The sequence below is a fragment of the Rhizobium sp. NLR10b genome (genome assembly GCF_019685435.1).
Classification (GTDB): domain Bacteria; phylum Pseudomonadota; class Alphaproteobacteria; order Rhizobiales; family Rhizobiaceae; genus Rhizobium.
This window is the reverse complement of the sequence record NZ_JABDWV010000002.1, coordinates 144006-168257: the sequence shown is the minus strand read 5'-3', so window position 1 is coordinate 168257 and position 24252 is coordinate 144006. Positions and strand designations below refer to the sequence as shown.

Genomic DNA, 24252 nt, shown 5'->3' with positions numbered 1-24252 from the left:
GGCTGGTTCCGCGAACCAAATTAAGGACATAGAATATCCGCAAGAGGGCATGATGTAAATGACCGGCGATGATAGTGAAGACATCCACCTTCGCCGAGCAGATCGTCCCGCAACCGCCATTTTCCGCGAAAAACTTTCGCTCAGCCGGGAATAAATTTGCGTCGTCCCGTGTCTCATCTCAGGTATCGCAGCATTGCGAGCCCAACCTGAGGAGAGACATCATGACATCCGTGAAATTCCTGTCCGTCGCGGCGGCAGCCGCCCTTGCCGCGAGTGCTGCTTTCGCCGCCCCTCCTGTCAAGGAAGTCGAATCCACCAAGGGCAAGGTGCTTGCCGGCGAAAACGGCATGACCCTCTACACCTTCAAGAAGGACGCCAAGGGCGTTTCCAACTGCTACGACGATTGCGCCAAGAACTGGCCTCCGCTGATGGCGGCTTCCGATGCCAAGGCCGATGGTCCATATTCGATCATCGAACGCAAGGACGGCACAAAGCAATGGGCCAAGGACGGGATGCCGCTCTATTACTGGGTCAAGGACAAGAAGGCCGGCGACATCACCGGCGACGGCGTCGGCGGCAACTGGGATCTCGCCAAACCTTGATCGTAGAGGCCCTGATCACAAGAGAACCGGCGTGAAGACACCCGCACCCGAAACATTCGAGGGCCAGATCCTGGCCCTCCTCCCCTCGCTCAGGCGCTATTCGCGCAGCCTGACGCGCTCGGATGCCGATGGCGAGGACCTGCTTCAGGATTGCGTCGAGAAGATTCTGACGCGCCGCGGCCAATGGCGCGGCCTCAATCTGCGCGGCTGGGTCCTGACCATCATGACCAATCTCTACCGCAACGGCCGGCGCGGCAAGGCACGCGCCGGCATGGTCGAGCTTGATGCCGCGGAGGATATGGCAGCGCCCGAACCGCCGGCCGATCCGCTGGAGCGCGCCCGGCTCAACGATGCGCTGAACAGCCTTTCGGAGGAGCACCGCGCCGTGCTGATGCTCGTCGTCATCGAGGGATATAGCTACAGCGAGATCGCCGCCGCCCTCGATATCCCGATCGGCACCGTCATGTCGCGCCTGTCGCGCGCCCGCCGGCGCGTCGCCGAGCACCTGAAGGCCGACAACGTCATTACGCTTCGGAGGCCGAAATGAACGAGACCAACCCGATCGTCACCGAAGCCGATCTCCACGCCTATGCCGACGGGCAACTGCCTGAAATGGCCCGCGCGCGCATCGAAGCCTACCTCGCCGACAATTCGGACGAAGCGGCGATGGTCGCCGAATGGCAGGCGCAGAATGCCGGCATCCGCTCGCTGTTTTCAGGCTACGAGAAGGCCAGGAAGACCGATCCTCTGCTGGTCGCGCTCCCGCGCGCAGTCTCGCCCACGCGAAATCGCTGGGCACTCGCCGCCGCAACCCTCGTCGTCTTCGTCCTCGGCGCCGTCAGCGGCCATTACGGCCCGGGCCTTCTGGAAAAGCCGGATCTGCAGCTTACCGGCTCCGAAACCTTTCCGAAACAGGCCGAGACCGCCTTTACCGTCTATGCCGCCGAGGTCCGCCATCCCGTCGAGGTCTTCGCCGACGAGGAGGCTCATCTCGCCACCTGGCTCGGCAAGCGCCTGGCGATCGAAAACCTCAAGATCCCGAACCTGCAGCCGCTCGGCTTCAAGCTGGTCGGCGGCCGCCTGCTGCCGGTCGACGGCAAGCCGGGGGCGATGTTCATGTACGAGAACCAGGCCGGCGAGCGCCTGACCGTCATGGTCGGGCGCCATCGGGAAAACCGCACGACCAGCTTCCGCTTCGCCTCGTCAGGTAATCTCGAAACCTTTTACTGGATCGACGGAGAGCTCGGCTATGCGGTCACCGGCGAAATCTCGCGCGAAGCGCTGCGCGCGGTGGCCGAGGAGTGCTACCGGCAGTTTCCGTCGTGACGCTCAGCGCAGCGGATCGTTGCCAAGCTCGATCGGCTTGCCATGCGGCGTCGCTTCCGCCGCCCGCTGCCAGCTCTTTTGCAGATCAAGGATGGCGGAGGCATCCACCACGCCACGACTGACCAGCATGCCCGAAAGCGCCGCCACCCAGCAGTCGAAATAGTCGCTGCCGTCCTCGGCCCGGCCGGGCTGATGCAATTCGTTTGAGAGAGCCGCCGCCCACTCGCTCCAGGAAAACAGCCCCTTCTCATGCAGATGCACGGTCATGGCGAAAGCTTCGGCCGCCCAGGGTTCGGGGAAGACGGGATCACCCTCCGGCGACTTCGGCAGGCCCGGAGATTGCGAGAGCTGAGAGGGGTTTTCACACGCGCTCAAGATAGCTCTCCCACGCATCGATCGAGACCGTGAGCGACGGGTCGGCGCCCTCGCCCCAGACCTCAGTGCCGTCGAAGACGACGGTATAAAGCCATTGCGGGTTCTCGCCCCTGCCATGCGCATTGTCGTCGGGAAAGACGAAGGAACCCTGCACCGCTTCGACGATACCGGTCTTGGCCCTGGCATAACGCGGCAGGCGCGTATGGGTCGCCGGATTGAAATTCCTCGTCCGCACCGTCTCGCCGACCGCAAAGATCGGCGCGGCCTCGACAGGACGATCGCATGGCCCGCCTTTCGCGAGAACTGCCGGCACCATCTCTGCCTTCAGCACCCGTTTGGGCGCCGCCCCATCCTGCAGCCGATGCCCGGACAACAGCTCCTCGCGCGTCACAAAACCGTGCCGTTCGAGCAGGGTCTCGACGCCTCGTATCCAGATCTCGTAATAGCTCGCCGCGAGATAATCGGCCGGCGGAATGTTTTCGCGCGCATGCCGGCTTTCATCGATCGTCCAGGCCCCGAAAGCGCCGCAGGAAAGCGTGAGGCCGAGCGCCCGCTTTTCCCATTCCATATGGAAATAAGGCTCGTCCTTTTCAGGCGCGACCGGCCCGAAACCCATCTGCCCGCCGAGATCGTGCGGTCCGTTCATGACAGAGCCTCCGGGCTGCCTGCAACAGCCGTCCCGATCATCGCATCGCGGCTGACGAGACCAGCCAACGCGGCCTCGTCCATGCCCTCCGTACCTTTGGGTCGCTCGGGGATGACGAGATAACGCAGCTCCGCCGTCGAATCCCAGACGCGGATCTTTTTCCCCTCAGGCAGCGTCAGCCCGAACTCGGCCAGCACGCCGCGCGGATCGATGACGGCGCGCGAGCGATAGGCCGGCGCCTTGTACCAGACCGGCGGCAGGCCGAGCACCGACCAGGGATAACAGGAGCAGAGCGTGCAGACGATGAGGTTATGGGTGTCGGGCGTATTGAAGACGGCGCGCATATGCTCGCCCTGCCGGCCGGTAAACCCAAGGCTCGCAATCGCCGCCGTCGCATCGCGCTTCAGCCAGTCCGCGAATTCCGGATCGCTCCAGGCCTTGGCGACGACACGCGCACCATTTCGCGGCCCCACCTTCGTCTCATAAGTCTCGACAATCGCATCGATCGCCGCCGGATCGATCAACCCCTTCTCCGTCAGCAGCGTCTCCAGCGCTTTGACGCGCGCCTGCATGTCGGAATAGTGATTGTCTCCGTCATGCCCATGGGCATGACGATGGAGATCGTCGTGGTCATGGTCGTGCAAGGCAATGTCCTCCCAGAACGGAGCGTCCGTTTCTTATCTCCGCGGTAGCCCGGACACCCCTTCCACCCAGCGGGGAGAAGGGGACTCGCGGCAAGGCCCGGCCCTTCCTCAAAGCATTCTCGCATAAACATCTCTTCTCTTTCTATCACACCCCAAAACCCCGCCAAGCCCTCCTATCCCCCTCGAACTTTTCCGCTAATCTCCTGCCATGAACATCCTGATTCTCGGCGCAACCGGCTTCATAGGCTCCGTCGTCGCGGCCCGGCTTGCGGCTGATGGGGATGCCGTGACCGGGCTCGGCCGCAATCCCGCACGAGCGCGCTTGAAGCAGCCGGCGATAAACTGGCGGCGGGCTGATCTCTCGCGCATGACGAAGGCTGAGGATTGGGAGGATATTCTTAAGGACCAGCATGTCGTCGTCAATTGCGCCGGCGCGCTGCAGGACGGCCTATCGGACGATCTGGCGGCCACTCAGGCAGAGGCGATGCTGGCGCTTTATGCCGCCGCGAAAGGCTCCCATCCTCTGATCGTGCAGATATCGGCAAGGACGGCCGGCGCGGCCGGCGAACTGCCTTTCCTCGCCACCAAGCGGCAGGCCGACGAGGCGCTGGCGGCAAGCGGCCTGCCTCACCTCATCCTGCGCCCTGCCCTCGTTCTCGGCCGCAACGCCCATGGCGGCTCGTCGCTCATCCGGGCGCTTGCCGCCTTTCCCCTGGCGCTGCCGCTCACCCATGCGCAAAGCCCGGTCGAAACGCTTTCCGTGGATGACGTGGCGGAGGCCGTGTCGCGGGCGGTCGCAGGCGATCTGCGCGGGGATATCGTTCTTGCCGCCGACGAGGTGCTGACGCTCGCCGATCTCGTGCGCCTTCACCGGCAATGGCTGGGCCTGCCGCCCGCCCGCGTGATTTCCCTTGGCGCCTGGCTTGCGCGGCCCGTGACCTGGCTCGCCGATGCCGCGGGCCTGCTCGGCTGGCGTTCGCCGCTGCGCTCGACGGCGACGACAGTCATGTCCGAAGGCATCAAAAGCGCGAAGGCGGAGAGCGGCCTTGCCGCGACATCAGCCGTGGCAACGCTTTCGGCCAATCCCTCCGGCGTGCAGGATCTCTGGTTCGCCAGGCTCTATCTCCTGAAGCCGCTGGTCATAGCAGGCCTGTCGGTCTTCTGGCTGCTCTCCGGCCTGATTCCGCTGCTGGCGGTGCAGAAGGCCTCCGCGCATTTCCTGCCCTTCATGCCGAAGCGGCGGCGACGGTGCTGACGCTTGTCACTTGCCTCATCGATATCGCGCTCGGCGCCGCCGTCCTTGTCCGCCCGCTCGCCGGACGCGCCCTCCTCGGCATGCTCGCCGTCTCACTGGCCTATCTCACAGGCGGCTCACTTCTCGAACCCGCCCTCTGGCTCGATCCGCTCGGCCCGCTCGTCAAGGTGCTGCCGTCCATCCTGCTGACGCTCACGGCGCTTGCCACCCTGGATGAACGCTGATGCTCGAGCAATGGCTACTGCTTGCCCATGTCATCGGCGCGACCGTGCTCTTCGGCACCGGCGCCGGCATCGCCTTTTTCATGGTGATGGCGCACCGCACGCGCGATCCCGTGCTGATCGCCCATGTCGCGGCAACCGTCGTCATCGCCGACACCGTCTTCACGGCGACCGCTGCCCTTCTCCAGCCGGTGAGCGGCTATCTCCTGGCGCGGTCGATCGGCTGGGACCTGTCGGAGGGCTGGATTGCGCTGTCGCTGCTGCTTTATGTCGTGACCGGCCTGTTCTGGCTGCCGGTCGTCTGGATTCAGATCCAACTGCGCGACCTCGCCCGCGCCGCGGCAAGCTCGGGAAGCGCTCTGCCGCCGAGCTATGACAGCCTCTACCGCATCTGGTTCGCCTTCGGCTTTCCGGCCTTCACGGCCGTCCTCGGCATATTCTGGCTGATGCTGACGAAACCCTCGATCGCTCTATTTTAGCATCGGCCAGAGGCTCGTCACCAGAAGCACCGCCATGCTGACATTGAACCATTTCAGCCGCACCGGATCGGACAGCCATTCCCGGAGCGCCAAACCGAAACCTGCCCAGGTCGAGACACTCGGCACGTTGACCACCGCGAAAGCCAGGCCGACGATCAGCACGCTCAAGAGGTAGAGCTCGGGATTGGTATAGGTCGCCATCGCGGTCACCGCCATCACCCAGGCTTTCGGATTGACCAATTGGAAGGCTGCCGCCGGGACAAAGGACATTGGCGCAGCGCCACTCTTACCCTCGCTGAGCGAGCGCGACGAGGCGATCTTCCAGGCAATCCAGACGAGATAGGCGCCGCCGGCGAACTTCAGCGCCGTATAGACCACGGGCATCGTGTGCAGCAGCGCCCCGATCCCGAAACCAACGCCGATCAGCAGCGAGAAGAAACCGGCGCCAATGCCGAACATATGCGGGATCGTTCGGCGGAGGCCGAAAATTCACGCCCGAGGCGAAGAGCATCATATTGTTCGGCCCCGGCGTGATCGAAGTGGTGAAGGCGAAGAGAACGAGGGCATCGCCGATGCCATCGCATCATTGTCATGGTGACAGGATTACTTGAAAGATAGCGGCGCAGCCCAATCTCTTCCCCAGGATCAAGACCATGCAGGACGACCCTATCCCATCGATCACATTCCCGAACGGCACGGAAGTGCCGGCGCTCGGCCAGGGAACCTGGGCCATGGGCGAGGATGCCGGCCATGCGAGCGCCGAGATCGAGAGCCTCAGAGCCGGCATCGATCTCGGCATGACGCTGATCGACACCGCCGAAATGTATGGCGACGGCGGCGCCGAAGAGATCGTTGGCGAGGCGATCAAGGGACGGCGCGACGAGGTCTTCATCGTCAGCAAGGTCTATCCCTGGAACGCCAGCCTGAAAGGCACGATCGAAGCCTGCGAACACAGTCTCGAACGCCTCGGCACCGACCGCATCGATCTCTATCTCCTGCACTGGCGCGGCAACTATCCGCTTGCCGAGACCGTCGCCGCCTTCGAGATGCTGAAGGCCTCCGGCAAGATCGGCGCCTGGGGCGTCTCCAACTTTGATACCGACGACATGGAGGAACTGCTTGGCGTGCCCGACGGCGCCAATGTCGCCGCTAACCAGGTGCTGTACAACCTCACCCGCCGCGGCGTCGAGTTCGACCTTTTGCCCTGGTGCCGGAGCCGCGGCATCCCCGTTATGGCCTATTCGCCAATCGAGCAGGGGCACGTCCTCCATCATCCGGAACTAATTCACATCGCAAAGGCCTACCAGGCGACACCAGCCCAACTGGCGCTCGCCTTCCTCCTGAAACGCGACGGCGTCATCGCCATCCCGAAGACCTCGAATGCCGAACGCGTTCGCGAAAACCGCGACTGTATCTCGCTTGATATCACCGACGAGGATTGGCAAGCGCTCGACGCCGCCTTCCCGCCACCGGCCAGGAAAAAGCCGCTGGAGATGCTGTGATCGACAGCGGCTACCCAGCTAAAAGCCCCTCATCCGGCTGCCGCCACCTTCTCCCCGCTTGCGGGGCGAAGGGGATATGCCGCACCGGCTTCATCCACCTCGACGTTGTATTTGGCACGTCGCCTCGCCCCGTTTACGGGGAAGGGTTAGGGTGAGGGGCAGCTTATCGGCACGGACCTGACAGCGGTAGCAGGCTCACATCCCCTGCGCGCCGCGGTTCATTGCCGCGATGCCGGTGCGGCAGACCTCGATCAGGCCCAGCGGCTTCATGATCGCGATGAACTGGTCGATCTTCGACGACTTGCCCGTTATCTCCAGGATAAAGTGGTCGATCGTCGCATCCACCACCTTGGCATGGAAGGCATCGGCAAGGCGCAGTGTCTCGGCGCGCATGTCGCCCTCGCCGATCACCTTGACCAGCGCCACTTCACGCTCGATCGGCCGATCCTGGCCGAGTTCACGGGCTCGTACCGTGAGATCGACGACGCGGTGCACCGGCACGATGCGCTCGAGCTGCGCCTTGATCTGCTCCAGCACGTGCGGCGTCCCGCGGGTGACGATGGTGATGCGGGAAAGATGTGCCTGGTGTTCGGTCTCGGAGACGGTGAGGCTCTCGATATTGTAGCCGCGGCCGGAGAACAGGCCGATGACGCGGGCAAGGACGCCGGGCTCGTTGTCGACGAGAACCGAGAGCGTGTGGCTCTCGACCGCGGTCGTTTCCGGAGAGATGAAATAGGCAGAGCCCGTGGGCTGAAGGTGTGCGTTCATGGTCCTGGGTTTCCTCTCGCCGCATAACCCCGAAAAATCGGCCACGATTTTCGGAAAGGATTATGCGCAATTATTAAGTCTTAGACGAGCTGGCGGCCCTTGGCGTCGATCGCGTTGGCAACCGCTTCGTCGGTAGCTTCGTCGGGCAGCAGCATCTCGTTATGCGCCTTGCCCGAGGGGATCATCGGGAAGCAGTTGGCGAGATTGGCGACGCGGCAATCGAAAATGACCGGCTTCTTGACCTCGATCATCTCGACGATGGCATCGTCGAGCTCGTCCGGCTTGTCGCAGCGCAGGCCGACCGCGCCATAGGCTTCCGCCAGTTTGACGAAATCGGGCATCGCTTCCGTATAGGAATGCGACAGGCGGTTGCCGTGCAGCAGCTGCTGCCACTGGCGCACCATGCCCATATACTGGTTGTTCATGATGAAGATCTTGATCGGCGCATCGTACTGAATCGCCGTCGACATTTCCTGGATGCACATCTGGATCGAGGCGTCGCCGGCAATGTCGATGACGAGGCTGCCGGGATGAGCTATCTGGACGCCGAGGGCGGCCGGCAAGCCGTAGCCCATCGTGCCGAGGCCGCCCGAGGTCATCCAGCGGTTCGGCTGCTCGAAACCGAAGAACTGTGCTGCCCACATCTGATGCTGGCCGACTTCGGTCGTGATGTAGGTGTCGCGGTCCTTGGTATGCGCAAAGAGCCGCTCCAGCGCATATTGCGGCATGATGACGTCGCTGTTCTTCGTATAGGCGAAGGAGTTTCGCGCGCGCCAGCGGGCGATATCGCTCCACCAGCCTTCGAGGCGATTCTTCTCCGGCTTCTTCGGCAGCGCCCGCCACAGGCGGACCATGTCTTCGAGGACATGGCCGACATCGCCGCGGATGCCGATGTCGACGCGGACGTTCTTGTTGATCGAGGACGGATCGATATCGATATGGATCTTCTTCGAGTTCGGCGAGAAGGCGTTGAGGCGGCCGGTGATGCGGTCGTCGAAGCGGGCGCCGATGCAGACCATGACGTCGCAATCATGCATCGCCATGTTGGCTTCGTAGGAGCCGTGCATGCCGAGCATCTTCAGCCAGTTCTTGCCCGAGGCGGGATAAGCGCCGAGACCCATCAGCGTCGAGGTGATCGGGAAATCGGTGAGCTCGACCAGCTCGCGCAGCAGCTTGGAGGCTTCGGGGCCGGAATTGACGACGCCGCCGCCGGAATAGATGATCGGACGGCGCGCATTCGCCATCATCTCGATCGCAGCGTGAATCTGGTTGAGGTCGCCCTGGATCTTCGGCTGGTAGCTCTTCTGGATCGCGTAATCGGCGGGCGGCGTGTAGGTGCCGGTCGCAAACTGCACGTCTTTCGGAATGTCGACGACGACGGGGCCCGGACGGCCGGACTGGGCGATGCGGAAGGCCTCATGAATGATGGCGGCGAGCTGATTGACGTCCTTGACCAGCCAGTTGTGCTTGGTGCAGGGCCGGGTGATGCCGACCGTGTCGCATTCCTGGAAGGCGTCGGAACCGATCAGTGGGGTCGGAACCTGACCGGTCAGGCAGACGAGCGGGACCGAATCCATCAGTGCATCCTGCAGCGGCGTGACCGCATTGGTAGCGCCCGGACCCGAGGTCACCAGCATGACGCCGACCTTGCCGGTGGAGCGGGCGTAGCCTTCGGCCGCATGGCCGGCACCCTGCTCGTGGCGGACGAGAATGTGCTTGATCTCGTCCTGCTGGAAGATCTCGTCATAGATCGGCAGAACCGCGCCGCCGGGATAGCCGAAGATATGTTCGACGCCATTATCCTTCAGCGCCTTGAGAACGATCTCCGCCCCCGTCATCCGATTGCCTACCGCCTGATTGTCCGTGCTCATCTGTGTCTGTTCCGTTTGATGCTGGGATTTGCGTTTGTGGCCGGGAGCCCGATTTCGGGCACAAAAAAAGGCCCCGGAGGACCTGTCATCTAGCGCATGGGTGGCTATCGCCGGATGGTTACACCATCCTGCCCATGCGCCTTCCCACCACGATAAGAGCCGTTGCGATTTTCATGGCGGGAAGTGATAGACAGAAAATTTCGCAGCGTCAACGCATGCCGCAACAAAAACTGCCTCGCGCCTCCGCAACCCCGAAATCGGTAGGATGAAGGATTTGTTAAAGGATCGACTTTATCCTTTAACGCTACCGTAAGGAGTAGCCTTTGCTCAACAACGACTTGCGCATGTCTGGCAAGGCAGGCGAGCACGATCGACGAGACGGCCACGCGCCGGGAAATCGCTTTCTCGGCCGCGTCGTTGCATGCAGCGGCTCCAGGGCGACGATTGCCGCGGTCGCCGAACAGGGCGGCACCGATCTTACCGAACTCTGGTCCGTCGGCCGGCTGATTTCGATCAGCGTCGGCCGCAACCGCGTCGTCGCTCTCGTCTATTCGATGAATACCGGTAGCCATGCCTGGGGCGAAGGCGAGGACAATTATTTCAAGATCGAGACGGAGCTTCTCGGCGAAGTCCGCGTCGACGAAGACGGGCGCGAGGAATTCTCGACCGGCATCTCGCGTTACCCCTATCTCGGCGCCATCGCTCATCGCATCCGCGCCGCCGACCTGATGCGCATCTATGATGCCGGAACGGGCACGACGGCCGTCATCGGCAAACTGACCCAGGACGAAAGCATCGATGCGGCAATCCACATCCCCTCGATGCTCTCCAAGCATTTCGCCGTCGTCGGCTCGACTGGCGTCGGCAAATCGACCGCCGTATCGCTGCTGCTGCACAAGGCGATCGCCGCCGATCCGAAGCTGCGCGTGCTGATCCTCGATCCGCACAATGAATTCGCCGCCGCCTTTCCCCAGCACGCTGTCACCATCGATACCGATACGCTCGACCTGCCCTTCTGGCTGATGCGGCTCGAAGAGTTTGCCGAAGTCGTCTTCCGCGGCCGCCCGCCGGTGCCCGAAGAGCTCGACCTGCTGCGCGACATCATGCCGGAGGCCAAGCGCGCCTTCCGCGGCAGCGACAATTCGCTGGTGCGCCGCACCACGGAAAAAAGTTCGATCACCGCCGACACACCCGTTCCCTACCGCATGGCCGATCTCCTGGCGCTGATCGACGAACGCATCGGCCGTCTGGAAGGCCGCGCGGAAAAGCCCTCCCTGCGTTCGCTGAAGATGCGACTCATCGCCGCGATAAACGATCCGCGCTATCACTTCATGTTCTCCAACAACACGATCAGCGACACGATCACCGATACCATCGCTCAGATCTTCCGCATCCCGGGCGATAGCAGGCCGATCTGCACCTTCCAGCTCGCAGGCATCCCCTCCGAGGTCGTCAACTCGGTTGCGTCAGTGCTCTGCCGCATGGCTTTCGAAGTGGCGCTGTGGAGCGACGGCGCCATCCACATGCTCGTCGTCTGCGAGGAAGCCCACCGCTACATTCCCTCCGATCCGACACTGGGCTTCGTGCCGACGCGCCAGGCGATCGCCCGCATCGCCAAGGAAGGCCGCAAATACGGCGTCTCGCTCGGCATCATCACCCAGCGGCCGGGCGAGCTCGACCAGACCATCCTGTCGCAGTGCTCGACGCTGTTTGCGATGCGCCTTGCCAATGACCGCGACCAGGAAATCATCCGCTCGGCGATCCCGAATTCGTCGATCTCGACGACAAGCTTCATCTCCTCGATCGGCAATGGCGAGGCGATTGCCTTCGGCGAGGCGATCAGCGTGCCGATGCGCATGCGCTTCTCCCGTGTCGACGAGAACCTGCTGCCGAAGGCCGCCAGCGCCAACAACAAACATAGCGAGGAAGATCCCGACACCGTCGATCTGCGCAAGATCGTCACCCGCATGAGGGCGGTGACCGTCGGGCCCGATATTTCGAATTTCCAGCAGAGCGTTGCGGCATCCATGCCAGGTTTCGACGAGGCGCTGGAAGCCGCCGAGGTTTTCGACACAACACCCGTCCCCCCGCCCCCGCCGCCTTCGGCGCCACTCGAATCCTACCGGCGCGAATTGCTGCCGCAGGCGCCGCGGCTGGACCCGGCCGAGCCGACCCCGACCGATCCGCGGCTGGACGCGCTGCGCCGCGAACTGCGTCGCGAGGAGCCGGTCTTTCCCCGGCCGGTGCCGCCGACAGACCAGTCGCCGATCACCCGCCGGGAACCCGGCACGTCACTGCGCGAAAGCATCCTGAAAAAGCCGCTGAGCAGCCTTTACAACAAGGATTGATGCTCCAGCGCGATCAACGGCCGGGCAGTATCGAGCACATGTTGGAGATCCGCCGACCCAAGCGGCAGGAGCGGCCGCGGGAGCTCCGTACGGACATCATGGAGATGCTCGGCCAGCATATAGACCACGCGGATGCTTCCATGCGCCTTGAACACCGCCCAGAGCGGCTGCAGAAGACCATCGAGCCGACGCGCCTCGCCGTCATTGCCAACCATGGCGGCCTTGGTCAAAGCAAGCGCCGTGCGCGGGAGCAGCCCGCCGATGACGCTGTACCACGCGTCTGCACCTGCAAGCAGCGCCTCCGCCGCACCCCAGTCACCGCTGTAGCCGATCGCGAGATCGGTCTTTTTCCGTAATGTCGCAAGCTCCCCTCGCAAGTCGCCGTCAACAGGCAGCGGCATTTTCACCGCCTTGATCGTATCGATATCGGAGAGGCGCTGCAGAAGCTCGCGGCTGAACGTGAAGTGTGTCGTGCCGGGGTTGTTGTAGATGCAAAGCGGCAACTTGGTCGCCTTCGCCACAGCGAGGAAGTGCTGATAGACCTCTTCCTGGGTCAGCGGCGTATACGACACAGGCGCAAGCAGAAGCGCATCGGCGCCGGCAGCCTCGGCATCCCTGGCAAGATCGACGGCATGATCCGTCCTCAGTGCGCCGGCGCCGACAACCAGCGGAACACGGCCCTTGACGCATTCGACCGCCGCCTTGACGGCCCGCAGCCGCTCCTCACGGGTGAGATAGACGTAAATCCCGGTACTGCCGAGAAGACCGATGGAGGCCACACCTGCCTCGCAAAGGCGTTCCAGCAAGCGGCCGATGGCCTCGGCGTCGACCCGGCCATCCGGACCGGCAGGCGTCGGCGGAAAGGCCGAGAGGCCATGAAACGGTGAAGAAGACATGATGCAATCCTCAAAACGCGGTCAATGGGAGAACAGCAGGCGCGAACCCGCGCCGGCGAAGAAAACGGCAAGGCTTGCTTCGATCCAGCGGCGCGCCCGCGCGTAGCCGCGCACCAGTGGCGCCGTCGAGAAGAGCACGGCATAACCGGAAAATATCGAGACCCCGAGAAGCACGCAGCCGCCGAAAGCCAGGAGGGCCATTTCAGGCGAAGCGACGGGCTTGAGGCCGAGAGACATGATCGCCACCCAGGCCAACACCGCCTTCGGGTTTCCGAGATGCATCAGGATTCCACGCCGATACAGCGCGCCGAGCGCGGTGGCAGGCCGGGGGACCTCGCCTGTCGGCGCCTCCACGGCAACGGCCGAGCGAGCGGCCTTCCAGGCGAGCCAGAGCAGGTAGAGCCCGCCCGCGAGCTTGAGGAGGATGAGGGCATGAGCATAGCGGACCAGCAATGTGGAAATGCCGGTGACCGCGATCAGGCCCCAGCAGGTCGACATCGTGATTACCCCGGCGGCAAGCGCCAGCGCCGGCTGGCGCCCCTGGCTCATGGCCACGTTCATGATGGCCACGTTGCTTGGCCCAGGGCTGCCTGCGGCGATGACATAGGCGATATAGACGACGAGAAGATCTTGCATGTCCCTTTTCCGGAAGCTGTTGATGCGCTTCCTTCTCCCAGGAAATTGGTTCATCATGAAGCGCCATTTTCAAGAATCTTCATGGACCACTCTCAATGTCGAAGCGGCGCAGCAGCATCGCAATCCCATCGCTCAATGTGCTCGACAGGACGGCGAATATCGGCCGCCAGCTTGCCCAGGCGCTAAGGAGCGCGATCGCCCGCGGCGAGTTGAGACCGGGCGAGCGCCTGCCTTCGACGCGCACGCTTGCGGCATCCCTAAAGATCGCCCGCGGCACCGTCGTCGAGGTTTTCGATCAGTTGACCGCCGAGGGTTATCTCGAAGCGAGAGTGGGAGCCGGAACCCGTGTTGCCGCGGCTCTGACGGACGCGTCTCCAGCCATCCCGCCGGCACCGGCCGAACCGGCCGCCGACGATGCGATCGACCTGCCCGCCCCGGCGGCCCGGCTGATATCAATCGCCCGCGCGCTCACCTCTCACCCGCCCGTTCCCTTCGCCATATCAGTCCCGGCAGCCGGTATTGCGCCTGACGATAATTGGCGCCGTCTCGGCAATCGGGTGCGTGCTTCGAAGCAGGCTGCCCCGTCAGGCTATCAGGATCCGATGGGCCTGCTCGAGCTGCGCCTCGCCATTGCCGAACACGTCCGCCGTGCGCGAGCCGTCCATTGCGAACCGGAACAGGTGATCGTCACATCAGGCACCCAGCAGGGTCTCTACATGGCCGGCCGGGTCCTGCTGTCGCGCCACGACCCCGTCTGGGCCGAGGATCCCGCCTATCCCGGACTCACCGCCGTGCTCGACGATCTCGACGTCCGGACGCATCGCCTGCCGGTCGATGCACAGGGAATGAACGTCGAACGCGGGCTCGAGTTATGTCCAGAAGCGCGCGCCGCCTTCGTGACGGCGTCACACCAATATCCGATCGGCATGCCGCTCAGCATGACGCGGCGCAACGCCCTGATCGCGTGGGCCGACAGGAACCGCGCCTGGATCGTGGAGGACGATTACGACAGTGAACTGCGTTATGCCGGACACCCTTTTCCTTCGATGCAGGGGCTGCGTCCGTCGCGTGTCATCTATCTCGGCACCTTCAGCAAGGTCCTCTTTCCTTCGCTGCGCCTCGGTTACGCCATCGTCCCGCCGCCGCTCGCAGAAGCCTTCGCCGGAGCACGCGCCATTCTGGACCGGCATTCTCCGATAGCCGAACAGCACGTTCTGGCGGCCTACATGAGGGAAGGTTATTTCGAAGCGCATATCAGGCGCATCCGAAGTCTCTATGCCGAACGCCGCGCTATTCTGCTCGCGGCGCTCGAGCGGGCTTTGCCGCAGGGGTGCCAGGTTCAGCCGAGCGATCAGGGCATGCACGTTCTTCTGTGGCTGCCAGAGGAGATGGATGACGTGCGACTTGCGGCGCGCGCCCTCTCGGCCGGCCTCGCGGTGCGGGCGATCTCTCCGATGTATGCCGCGCAGCCTGCGCGCGCTGGCCTGATGCTGGGTTTCGGCGGCTTCCCACAGGCGCAACTGGAGGCGGCGGTAGGCGAGCTCTCCAGACTTCTGTAAGCGCTTATCGCGTAAACTGGAGCGGGAGGTCCGCAACGGGGATGACAACTAGACGGTCAGCCTTTGCCAGCTCTCGTCCATCTGGTTGCGGAACCAGGTCATTTGCCGCTTGGCATATTGCCGTGTCGCCGCAGCCCCCTTCTCCAGCATCTCATCGCGCGTCATCTCGCCCTTCAGCATCGCCGCGATCTGCGACACGCCAATGGCCTTCATGACAGGCGCTTCGGCCGGCAGGCCGAGCGCAAGCAGCGCCTTCACCTCGTCTTCCGCACCCTGTTGCAGCATCTTTTCGAAACGGCCGTTGATGCGGGCATGCAGCACCGCCCGGTCCGGCAGAACGACGATCTTGAGGGCCTCGTCGGCATCGATCACCACAGGCCCGGACCGGCCCTGGAAATCGGCGATCGAGCGTCCCGTCGCCTTGATCACCTCCAGCGCCCGGACGATGCGCTGGCCGTCCTGGCGGTTGAGGCTTGCCGCCATGACGGGATCGACGTCGGACAGCTCGGCGTAAAGCGCGTCCGGCCCTTCTTCTACGAGTCGCGTGCGTAATTCTTCCCGCAGTGCCTCGGGGATATCCGGCATGTCGGAGAGACCACCGGTCAGCGCCTTGAAGTAAAGCCCCGTGCCGCCGACGAAGACCGGCAGCTGCCCGGCGGCCCTGAGCGCCGGCAAAAGCGCCGAGACATTACGCAGCCACGCGCCTGTGGAATAGCCGGCCCCCGCCGGCACGTGGCCGTAAAGATGATGCGGCACGCCTTGCATCTCCTCTGCCGACGGACGCGCGGTCAGCACCCGCAATGTATCGTAGACCTGCATGCTGTCGGCATTGATAACGGCGCCGTCATGGCGTTTGGCCAATTCGACGGCGAGCGCGGACTTGCCGCTGGCGGTCGGCCCGGTTATCAGGATCGCGTTCTTTACGCTCAGAAGGTTTTCCATCATGGCCCTCGTTGCCACGCTTGTTGCCAATCCGTCAAATCCCGTTCTGACCGCCGACGTCGCCGAACAGGCGGCTGAGGCCGTCACGGCTTCCGGCCTCTACTGGCTGGCCGACGGCATTGCCTGTGACATCGCGCTGCGCGACGGCACGGATGCGCAAGCCGCCGAGGCCAATATCCTGGCGGTCATCGCCAGTGCGCCAATCGACCTCGTCATCCAGGAGCAGGACAGCCGCCGCAAGAAGCTGCTGATCGCCGACATGGACTCGACTATGATCGGCCAGGAATGCATCGACGAACTTGCCGCCGAAGTCGGGCTGAAGGAAAAAGTCGCCGCGATCACTGCGCGCGCCATGAACGGTGAGATCGCCTTTGAGCCCGCCCTGCGTGAGCGGGTCGCTCTGTTGAAGGGCCTGCCACTATCGGTCGTCGACGAGGTCATCGCCCGGCGTATCACGCTCACTCCGGGTGGTCCGGAACTGATTGCCACGATGAAGTCGAAAGGCCATTACACCGCCCTTGTCTCCGGCGGCTTCACCGTCTTCACTAGCCGCATCGCCGCCAGCCTCGGCTTTGATGAGAACCGCGCCAACACGTTGCTCGAAGAGGGCGGCATCCTTTCCGGCTTTGTCGCCGAGCCGATCCTCGGCAAGCAGGCGAAGGTGGATGCGCTGAACGAAATTTCGACAAGCCTCGGCATTTCGCCACAAGAGGCAATTGCCGTCGGCGACGGCGCCAACGACCTCGGCATGCTGCAACTCGCCGGCTCCGGCGTCGCCCTTCACGCTAAGCCCACCGTTGCCGCCCAGGCACAAATGCGCATCAATCACGCCGACCTGACGGCACTTCTTTACATCCAGGGTTACCGGAAGACGGATTTTGTGACGGGTTGAAGGCCGAAGCACGCCTCTCCGCCCTCATTCCTGTGGTCTCAGGGCTTTGCCCGAGGGATGTCACAGGAATGAGCAAGGAGAGATTGGGCGAGAACAGGAAAGCTGCGCCTAGTCGCCGCCGTAGCTCGCTCACTCCATCGGCACCGCCACGAACCGCAGATCGCCATTGGCCGATGCGATCATCAGCTGGGCGTTGCGCCGGCCTTCCTGTTTCAGCGATTTCACCTTTGCGGCAACCGCGTCCGGGGACTTCATGAACTCCTGCGCCACCTCGACAATAACGTCCCCTGGCTTCAACCCCTTTTCGGCCGAGGCGGAGCCGGGCTCCACCTCCGTCACGACGACGCCGTCGACGCTCTCGGCGATGCCGAAAGCCTTGCGTGTTTCGGGACTGAGGAGCGACAGCGACAAGCCGAGCACGTTCTTCGGCGTGGCCGCATCCGGCGATACCTGGCCCTGTTGGTGCTGATTCGGCGCCGGTGCGCCCGGTACGGGCGCTGCCTGGTCGCCGGTATCCGGCTGGTCCATATCGTCGTTCTCGCCGGGATCAGGGGTGATCACGCCGTCCTGCGAGCCATCGGGCGCCGCATCGCCGGATGCCGCCTGATCGCTGTCTTCGAGCCGTCCGAGCTTCACCTTGACGGTCTGCTCCTTGCCGTCGCGCAGCACCACGACGTCGACCTCTTTTCCGACCGTGCTTTCGGCCACGACGCGCGGCAGGTCGCGCATCTCATTGACCGTCTTGCCGTCAAATTTCAAAATGACGTCGCCCGCCTTGATCGAGCCGTCGTCGACGGGACCGCCCTTGATGACGCCGGCGACCAGCGCGCCCTTGGCGGTGTCGAGTCCGAGGCTGTCGGCGATGTCGTCGGTCACCGGCTGGATGCGCACGCCGAGCCAGCCGCGCCGCGTCTCGCCATACTGGCGCAACTGCTCGACGACGCCGGAAGCAAGTTCGGACGGTACCGAGAAGCCGATGCCGATCGAGCCGCCGCTCGGCGAGATGATCGCCGTGTTGATGCCGATCACTTCACCCTTCATGTTGAAGAGCGGCCCCCCGGAGTTGCCCTTGTTGATCGCCGCATCCGTCTGGATGAAGTTGTCGTAGGGGCCGGCATTGATGTTGCGGCCGCGCCCGGAAATGATGCCGACCGTCACCGAACCGCCGAAGCCGAACGGATTGCCGATCGCCATGACCCAGTCGCCGATGCGCATCTCGCTGGAATCGCCGAATTTCACCGATTTCAGCGGCGTCTTCGGCTCGACCTTCAGCACCGAGAGGTCGGTCTTCGTATCCGTTCCGATCAGCTTCGCCTTGAGCTTCGAGCCGTCGGCGAAATTGACCTCGATGTCGTCGGCCCCCTCGATCACGTGGTTGTTGGTGACGATATAACCGGCCGGATCGATGACGAAACCGGACCCAAGCGAGCTGACATTATGGTTGGGGCCTTTGTTGCCCTGCTGTTTGTTGAAGAAATCGTTGAAGAATTCCTGGAATGGCGACCCGTCAGGCGCACGCGGCGCCGGGCCGACCCCCTCGTCATCCTTCACATTCTGCGAGGTCGAGATATTGACCACCGCATCGAGCAACCCTTCGGCGAGATCGGCAACGGAAGCGGGACCGTTGGACGGCACGGTGGTCTGAACCGGTGGGGTCTGCTGCGGTTCGGCCGGTGCGGACGGCGCCGGAGCGGGTGCAGCCGGAACGGGCGCGGCAACCCCGGGCGCTGCTGTTTCAGGCGTGGTTTGCGCAAAAGCAATCCCGCTCATGCCGGCTTGCGCCAAGATGGCGGCGCTGGCCAGAAGCGCGAGCGTTCGTCTGAAGGGCGAGCGAATCGTGGTGGCCATCAAGCTTCCTCATAAGCGGTAAATGCGCACATTGAGCACCAGCATAAGGCGGAATGATGGAGGGTGAAATCACCTTTTCGCGAAATCCCCGTGCAATCTGACGGACCATCACAAAAGTCCGGCCTTGGCTCTTGAAACCGAAAAGGGTCGGCGCTGGGCCGACCCTTTCTCGATGTTGGCGGGAAGCAGATCCCGTGTTTTCAGTTTGCCGGCGGGGCTGGCGCCGCCGGAGCGGTTGCTCCGGGTGTTGCGGGAGCCGGCGCGCCCGGGCTGGCCGCCGCGGGGCCGGCGGCCTTGTTGAAATAGCGGAAGAATTCCGAATCCGGCGACAGGACCAGCGTTGTGTCCTGCGACGAAAGCGCTGCTGAATAGGCTGCCATCGAGCGATAGAACTCGAAGAAGCCCGGGTCTCTTGAGAATGCATCGGCGAAGACGCGGTTGCGTTCGGCGTCGCCCTGGCCACGCAGGATCTCGGAGTCGCGCTGTGCGCCGGCAGTCAGCTCAACGACCTGGCGGTCGGCAATGGCGCGGCGGCGCTGACCTTCCTCGTTGCCCTGCGCGCGCAGAAGCTCAGCTTCTGCCAGTCGCTCAGCCCGCATGCGGTTATAGGTGCGCTCGGAAACATCCTGTGTCAGGTCGGTCCGGCTGATGCGCACGTCGTCGAGCGTGATTCCGAGCGTCTCCGCATCGGCTTGCAGCTCGTTGCGAACCTCGAGCATCATCGCCACGCGCTCCCGGGAGAGCGCGGCTTCGATGCTGCGCACGCCGTAGACCCTGCGCAAGGCGGAATCGAGACGCGTGCGAAGCCGCGCTTCCGCCGCCTCCCTGTCGCCCGAGACCGTTTCGCGGAAACGGCGCGCGTCGTTGATGCGGTAAATGAGGAAGGCGTTCACCTCATAGAAGGCTCCGCCGGAAACCTGGACACGTATGTTGTCAAGATCGAAGCGCAGTTCCTGCTTCGGCACGTATTGCACCCTGTCGGCATCGGCAAAGGCGAAAGGCAGTTTGAAATAGATGCCTGGGTCAGTCTTGACCGACTGGATTTCACCAAAGCGAACGACGATAGCCTGTTCGCGGGCGGTCACGACGAAGACCGAGGAATAGATCCCGACCAGCATGACCGCCAGAAGGACCAGAATTACAGGAAGTCTGTTCGACATGGGTCTCAGCCTCCCTGCTGCTGTTGTTGCTGCGTCGGCTTGCCGACCTCATTGAGAGGCAGATAGGGCACGGCGCCCGCCTTTTGGTCTATGATCACTTTCTTGGAACCCTTCAGGACCTGTTCCATCGTCTCCAGGAACAGCCGCTCCCGCGTCACGTCAGGAGCCTTGGAATATTCGTCGTAGATCGAAACGAAGCGTTGCGCTTCACCTTCAGCCTCCTTGACGATCCGGTCCTTGTAGGCGGCTGCGGCTTCGCGGATGCGGGCCGCGTCACCGCGGGCCTGGCCGAGCTTCTGGTTGGCGTATTGGTTCGCCTCCTCCACGAGACGCTGCTTGTCCTGATCGGCACGCTGCACTTCCTCGAAGGCATCGGCCACGTCACGCGGCGGTGCGACGTCCTCGATCGTCACGCGGTTGATCGCAATGCCGGCGCCGTAGCGATCCATCGTATCCTGGATGATGTTGCGCACTTCGGTTTCGATCGGCCCGCGATTATCGCGGAAGGCATCCTGTGCCGGGCGCCGGCCGACGATTTCGCGCATGGCGCTTTCGGAAACCTGCTGCAGCGTTTCAGCCGGATTTTCGAGACGGAAAAGATAGGATTTCGGGTCGTTGATTGTGTAGAGCACGGAGAACTGCACGTTGACGATGTTCTGGTCGCCGGAGAGCATCAGTCCAGCCGTCGAATTGCTGTTGTTGCGTCCGCCAATATTCTGTTGCTGCTCGGTCACCTTCACGATCTCGACCGCGTCCATCGGCCAGATGCGGAAATGCAGGCCGGGCATGGAAATTTCCTCTCGCGGCTTGCCGAAGCGCAGTTCGACGCCGCGTTCGTCCGGCTGGACGGTGTAGACGCACTGGATCAGCCAGAAAACGGCGACGATCGCCACGACGATCGCCGCCACCCCACCATTGAAACCGCCGGGAACGATATTGCGCAACTGATCCTGGCCGCGCCGGATGATGTCTTCCAGATCGGGCGGTCCGCCCTTGCCGCCACGCGGGCGGTTCGGCCCCTGGCCCCATGGTCCCTGATTGTTACCGCCGCCGCCCCAAGGGCCGCCGCCGCCATTCTGATTGCTCCAGGGCATCAAAACCTCGTTGTTCGTTAAGTCTTCCCCGCATCCGGGACCGTGGGGGCTGACCGGCCGATGCGTTGGTGACCGTTATAAGTATCGCCGCACCGGCTTTCAACGCAGCGTGAGAAACTTGGTCAATTTAATTGGAAAATAGTTCGTTTTCAGGCGTGACGGCGTTCATAGACGACGTAGCGAGTGGGATAGCTGTCCCTTTCGCCGGCCGGCACCACGATCGTCTCCGCCGCCTGCCAGAGATCGGGATCGATCGCCGGAAACGACGCGTCGCCGTCGAGGTCGGCCTCGACATGGGTGATGCACATTCGGTCGGCAAGATTGATCGCCTGCGCGTAGATCTGGCCGCCGCCGATGATGCAGATCTCGTCGGCGCCGGTTTCGCGCGCCAGCCTTCCAGCCGCGTCCATTGCCTCAGGCAGTGAATGCGCCATACTGACATCGGGATGATCGATCGCCGCTTGCCGCGAGATCACCACGTTCGGCCGTCCCGGCAGCGGCTTGCCGATCGAATCATAGGTCTTGCGGCCCATCACCACAGGCTTGCCCAGCGTCAGCGCCTTGAAGCGCTTGAGATCGCTCGACAGGCGCCACGGCATGTCGCCGTCGCGGCCGATTGTACCGTTGTGGGCAACGGCGGCGATGATGGTCCTGCGAAAGTCGGCCATGAAATGTCCCGGATCAGACGGCGATCGGCGCCTTGATGCTGGCATCGGCCTCGTAGCCGATCAGCTCGAAATCATCGAAGGTGAAGCCGAAGATGTCTTTCACATCGGGGTTGATGCGCATGAAGGGCAGCGGCTTCGGCCGGCGTGTCATCTGCAGCTTCGCCTGGTCGAAATGGTTATGATAGAGATGCGCATCGCCGAGCGTGTGGACGAAATCGCCGGGTTTGAGCCCGGTCACCTGAGCCACCATCATCGTCAGCAGCGCATAGGAAGCGATATTGAAGGGCACGCCGAGAAAGATGTCGGCGGAGCGCTGGTAAAGCTGGCAGGAGAGCCTGCCGTCGGCAACATAGAACTGGAACAGGCAATGACAGGGCGGCAGCGCCATGTTGTCCACTTCGGCCGGATTCCACGCCGAGACGATGTGACGGCGCGAATTCCGATTGTTGACGATGCCTTTGACCAGATTGGCGATCTGGTCGATATGGCCGCCGTCCGGTGCCGGCCAGGAGCGCCATTGGGCGCCATAGACCGGCCCGAGGTCGCCGTTTTCATCGGCCCACTCATCCCAGATCGAGACGCCGTTCTCCCTGAGATAGCGGATATTCGTTTCGCCCTTCAGGAACCACAAAAGCTCGTGGATAATCGAGCGCAGATGCAGCTTCTTCGTGGTCAGCACGGGAAAGCCTTCTTCTAGGTCGAATCGCATCTGATAGCCGAAAACCGAGCGGGTGCCGGTGCCCGTGCGGTCGCCCCGGTCGGAGCCCTTTTCCATCACATGCTTCAGAAGATCAAGATATTGCTGCATGGCGCGCTGATTCCGTTTTCCCCAGTTTAAGCCTTCGCCTTCACGAAACCAATCGCCGGCAGGCATTTTCCCGTTCTTTCTGCCGCCGGAGATAAAGCTTTTATGACGTTTGCCCTTTCCTTGGGCAAAGGAAATCACTATATGAAACCTGCCGGCTTTCGGGCCGGCTATGGCAATAAATGAGCGGTGTAATAAACCTATTGGACCCGGGGGCGGTACCCGGCGCCTCCACCAAAAACCGGCGGCATCAAAGGCCGGCTTTTGATGGGGGCGAAACAGGATCGACAAGGGTGTAAAGATCGACTTTTTGCTCGGCATTGTACCGCCGTTATCGGGCTAAAATTGTAGTTGCAAACGACAACTATGCGGAAGCTCGTCTCGCTGCTTAATCGCGGTGTGACACTTCAATCAAAGTCCTAGTGGTTCGCACCTCTAGGCGGGGTCCGAAGGCACCTGGCAACAGAAGCCTTCACCTTCTCCCTGCTGACGAAATCATGTATGCTGATCTCTAGCGTGACTCGGCTCCGGACTTTCCCAAGGCGCCTGAACGTGCCATATACCTTGTGAAAAGACTTCAGAACCGACGAAAGACAGGAAAAGCATGGGGCAGGATCATATCCGCTACGACATTCTGGCGCAGGATGCACTTCGCGGCGTCATCCGCAAGGTTTTGGCGGAGGTGGCAACGACGGGCCGCCTGCCCGGCGACCATCACTTCTTCATCACCTTCCTCACGGGCGCCGCCGGCGTGCGCATCTCGCAGCACCTGAAGTCCAAATATCCCGAGCAGATGACCATCGTCATCCAGCATCAGTTCTGGGATCTCAAGATCACCGAGACGCATTTCGAAATAGGCCTCTCCTTCTCCGACGTTCCTGAAAAACTGGTCATTCCGTTCAATGCGATCCGCGGCTTCTATGATCCCTCCGTCAATTTCGAGCTCGAATTCGACGTGCCGCTCGCTGACGGCGAGGAGCTGCCGTCCGGTGAGATCACCGCCTATCCCGTCGACGCGGCAGGAAAGCCTGACGAAGCCGCCGGCGCAAAACCGGCCGACGGCGAAGAGAAGAAACCGGGCTCCGTCGTCTCGCTCGACTCCTTCCGCAAGAAGCAGTGATTTCAAAGGGAGGCTCAGCCTCCCTTTTTCATAAGGATCAAGTCTCGCGCATGAGCGCCGAAATCATCAATCTGCGTCAGTTCCGCAAGAAGCAGGCCCGCTCCGAAAAGGAGAAGCAGGCCGAGCAGAACCGCATTTCCTTCGGCCGCACCAAGGCCGAAAAGCAGCTTACCCGCAGCCTGAATGAGAAGGCCGACAAGGCTCACCGCGACGGCCGGATCGAGACGGATGACGACGGCGCATGAAGCTTCACGCAAAGCTTGAAGAGCAGGAAACGACTCTGCGATCAGCCACTTGCGCGATTTCTTTGAATCGATCCTCCAAGCCGATTGCGATGTGAACCGGCTGATGATCCGCAAACACTCGGCGACACTGCATGGCCATCGCACCAGCTTTTCGCTGGAAGATGAATTCTGGGCCGAGCTGAAGACGATTGCGGCAAGCCGTTCGATGTCGCTTGCCGCCCTGATTTCCGAGATCGACGACCACCGCCCGCCGGACAGTAACTTGTCCTCGGCGCTGCGGCTCCATGTGCTTTCGTGGGCGAAGGCCGGCTGTGGCCGCCAGCCGTGACGCCGGGAATTCAAATAAAAAC

General features: G+C 62.8%; 24 protein-coding genes, 1 other RNA gene and 2 pseudogenes. 13 read left to right on the top strand and 14 right to left on the bottom strand.

The window, feature by feature from the left end:
- The first annotated feature begins 221 nt into the window (after positions 1–221).
- Genes HJB91_RS03230 through HJB91_RS03220 form a run of 3 tightly spaced genes read left to right on the top strand, consistent with a single transcriptional unit; the run spans position 222 to position 1928 of the window.
- Positions 222–602, top strand: a complete 381-nt coding sequence (locus tag HJB91_RS03230; RefSeq protein ID WP_221145485.1) for a hypothetical protein — start codon at positions 222–224, stop codon at positions 600–602.
- Positions 603–633: 31 nt separating this feature from the next.
- On the top strand, positions 634–1149 hold the full coding sequence (locus HJB91_RS03225; RefSeq protein WP_210630677.1) for an RNA polymerase sigma factor: 516 nt from the start codon (positions 634–636) through the stop codon (positions 1147–1149).
- Positions 1146–1928: an anti-sigma factor gene (locus HJB91_RS03220; protein ID WP_210630676.1), complete on the top strand. Its 783-nt coding sequence runs from the start codon at positions 1146–1148 to the stop codon at positions 1926–1928. The genes HJB91_RS03225 and HJB91_RS03220 overlap by 4 nt, the downstream gene beginning before the upstream one ends.
- A 3-nt stretch (positions 1929–1931) precedes the next feature.
- Here the strand turns inward: HJB91_RS03220 and HJB91_RS03215 are convergent, their stop codons facing one another.
- The 3 genes from HJB91_RS03215 to nthA are packed head-to-tail and all read right to left on the bottom strand — an operon-like array spanning position 1932 to position 3593.
- Positions 1932–2303: a nitrile hydratase accessory protein gene (locus HJB91_RS03215; protein WP_210630674.1), complete on the bottom strand. Its 372-nt coding sequence runs from the start codon at positions 2301–2303 to the stop codon at positions 1932–1934.
- The gene (gene nthB, locus HJB91_RS03210) at positions 2290–2949 is read right to left on the bottom strand and encodes a nitrile hydratase subunit beta (RefSeq protein WP_221153434.1); all 660 of its coding nucleotides are present in this window, start codon (positions 2947–2949) and stop codon (positions 2290–2292) included. The genes HJB91_RS03215 and nthB overlap by 14 nt, the downstream gene beginning before the upstream one ends.
- The gene (gene nthA / locus HJB91_RS03205) at positions 2946–3593 is read right to left on the bottom strand and encodes a nitrile hydratase subunit alpha (protein WP_210630672.1); all 648 of its coding nucleotides are present in this window, start codon (positions 3591–3593) and stop codon (positions 2946–2948) included. The genes nthB and nthA overlap by 4 nt, the downstream gene beginning before the upstream one ends.
- Before the next feature lie 208 nt (positions 3594–3801).
- Between nthA and HJB91_RS03200 the strand changes: the two are divergent.
- Together HJB91_RS03200 and HJB91_RS03195 are read left to right on the top strand one after the other, a co-directional pair.
- Positions 3802–5072 (top strand): annotated as a pseudogene (locus HJB91_RS03200) (SDR family oxidoreductase).
- The gene (locus HJB91_RS03195) at positions 5072–5548 is read left to right on the top strand and encodes a DUF2269 domain-containing protein (protein WP_221145487.1); all 477 of its coding nucleotides are present in this window, start codon (positions 5072–5074) and stop codon (positions 5546–5548) included. Before HJB91_RS03200 ends, HJB91_RS03195 begins: the two are co-directional and overlap by 1 nt.
- Here HJB91_RS03195 and HJB91_RS03190 read toward each other — a convergent pair.
- A pseudogene (locus HJB91_RS03190) lies at positions 5540–6122 on the bottom strand (LysE family translocator). The gene HJB91_RS03195 and the pseudogene HJB91_RS03190 overlap by 9 nt on opposite strands.
- Before the next feature lie 79 nt (positions 6123–6201).
- On the opposite strand from HJB91_RS03190, the gene HJB91_RS03185 reads away from it, so the two are divergent.
- Positions 6202–7050 carry an aldo/keto reductase gene (locus HJB91_RS03185; RefSeq protein WP_210630669.1) on the top strand — a complete coding sequence of 283 codons (849 nt, stop codon included), beginning with the start codon at positions 6202–6204 and terminating at the stop codon, positions 7048–7050.
- A 195-nt stretch (positions 7051–7245) separates the two neighbouring features.
- Here the strand turns inward: HJB91_RS03185 and ilvN are convergent, their stop codons facing one another.
- Together ilvN and HJB91_RS03175 are read right to left on the bottom strand one after the other, a co-directional pair.
- Positions 7246–7818, bottom strand: a complete 573-nt coding sequence (gene ilvN / locus HJB91_RS03180) for an acetolactate synthase small subunit (RefSeq protein WP_210630667.1) — start codon at positions 7816–7818, stop codon at positions 7246–7248.
- Positions 7819–7898: 80 nt separating this feature from the next.
- Positions 7899–9689, bottom strand: coding sequence for an acetolactate synthase 3 large subunit (locus HJB91_RS03175; RefSeq protein ID WP_221153433.1), 1791 nt, complete (start codon positions 9687–9689; stop codon positions 7899–7901).
- A gap of 323 nt (positions 9690–10012) precedes the next feature.
- On the opposite strand from HJB91_RS03175, the gene HJB91_RS03170 reads away from it, so the two are divergent.
- Positions 10013–12037, top strand: coding sequence for an ATP-binding protein (locus tag HJB91_RS03170; RefSeq protein WP_221153432.1), 2025 nt, complete (start codon positions 10013–10015; stop codon positions 12035–12037).
- Here the strand turns inward: HJB91_RS03170 and HJB91_RS03165 are convergent.
- Both HJB91_RS03165 and HJB91_RS03160 read right to left on the bottom strand, forming a co-directional pair.
- Entirely contained in the window at positions 12022–12936 is a 915-nt protein-coding gene (locus HJB91_RS03165; RefSeq protein ID WP_221153552.1) for a dihydrodipicolinate synthase family protein, read from the bottom strand. The genes HJB91_RS03170 and HJB91_RS03165 overlap by 16 nt on opposite strands.
- 18 nt (positions 12937–12954) lie before the next feature.
- Entirely contained in the window at positions 12955–13569 is a 615-nt protein-coding gene (locus HJB91_RS03160; protein ID WP_221145500.1) for a LysE family translocator, read from the bottom strand.
- A gap of 95 nt (positions 13570–13664) precedes the next feature.
- On the opposite strand from HJB91_RS03160, the gene HJB91_RS03155 reads away from it, so the two are divergent.
- Positions 13665–15128: a PLP-dependent aminotransferase family protein gene (locus HJB91_RS03155; RefSeq protein WP_221145502.1), complete on the top strand. Its 1464-nt coding sequence runs from the start codon at positions 13665–13667 to the stop codon at positions 15126–15128.
- A 48-nt stretch (positions 15129–15176) separates the two neighbouring features.
- Here HJB91_RS03155 and miaA read toward each other — a convergent pair whose 3' ends face one another.
- Positions 15177–16073, bottom strand: coding sequence for a tRNA (adenosine(37)-N6)-dimethylallyltransferase MiaA (gene miaA, locus HJB91_RS03150; RefSeq protein WP_221145504.1), 897 nt, complete (start codon positions 16071–16073; stop codon positions 15177–15179).
- On the opposite strand from miaA, the gene serB reads away from it, so the two are divergent.
- Positions 16072–16962, top strand: a complete 891-nt coding sequence (gene serB / locus HJB91_RS03145; protein ID WP_210630661.1) for a phosphoserine phosphatase SerB — start codon at positions 16072–16074, stop codon at positions 16960–16962. The genes miaA and serB overlap by 2 nt on opposite strands.
- A 129-nt stretch (positions 16963–17091) precedes the next feature.
- On the opposite strand, the gene HJB91_RS03140 is transcribed toward serB, so the two are convergent.
- The 5 genes from HJB91_RS03140 to HJB91_RS03120 form a co-directional block, all read right to left on the bottom strand.
- Entirely contained in the window at positions 17092–18810 is a 1719-nt protein-coding gene (locus HJB91_RS03140) for a DegQ family serine endoprotease (RefSeq protein ID WP_221145506.1), read from the bottom strand.
- A gap of 200 nt (positions 18811–19010) precedes the next feature.
- A complete protein-coding gene (gene hflC, locus HJB91_RS03135) occupies positions 19011–19970 on the bottom strand; it encodes a protease modulator HflC (protein WP_221145509.1) in 960 nt (319 codons plus the stop codon).
- Positions 19971–19975: 5 nt separating this feature from the next.
- On the bottom strand, positions 19976–21064 hold the full coding sequence (gene hflK, locus HJB91_RS03130; protein WP_210630657.1) for an FtsH protease activity modulator HflK: 1089 nt from the start codon (positions 21062–21064) through the stop codon (positions 19976–19978).
- Positions 21065–21213: 149 nt separating this feature from the next.
- Positions 21214–21732: a dihydrofolate reductase gene (locus tag HJB91_RS03125; protein WP_210630655.1), complete on the bottom strand. Its 519-nt coding sequence runs from the start codon at positions 21730–21732 to the stop codon at positions 21214–21216.
- Positions 21733–21745: 13 nt separating this feature from the next.
- A complete protein-coding gene (locus tag HJB91_RS03120; RefSeq protein ID WP_210630654.1) occupies positions 21746–22540 on the bottom strand; it encodes a thymidylate synthase in 795 nt (264 codons plus the stop codon).
- Between the two features lie 111 nt (positions 22541–22651).
- On the opposite strand from HJB91_RS03120, the gene ssrA reads away from it, so the two are divergent.
- The 4 genes from ssrA to HJB91_RS03100 all read left to right on the top strand — a co-directional run bounded on the left by ssrA (position 22652) and on the right by HJB91_RS03100 (position 24230).
- Positions 22652–23014, top strand: a transfer-messenger RNA (tmRNA) gene (gene ssrA, locus HJB91_RS03115).
- Positions 23015–23141: 127 nt separating this feature from the next.
- Positions 23142–23657: an SspB family protein gene (locus tag HJB91_RS03110; RefSeq protein WP_064803733.1), complete on the top strand. Its 516-nt coding sequence runs from the start codon at positions 23142–23144 to the stop codon at positions 23655–23657.
- Between the two features lie 50 nt (positions 23658–23707).
- Complete coding sequence (locus HJB91_RS03105; protein WP_011426047.1) at positions 23708–23902, top strand: DUF4169 family protein; 195 nt, start codon at positions 23708–23710, stop codon at positions 23900–23902.
- A 103-nt stretch (positions 23903–24005) separates the two neighbouring features.
- Entirely contained in the window at positions 24006–24230 is a 225-nt protein-coding gene (locus tag HJB91_RS03100; RefSeq protein WP_064706123.1) for a ribbon-helix-helix domain-containing protein, read from the top strand.
- Positions 24231–24252: the final 22 nt, after the last annotated feature.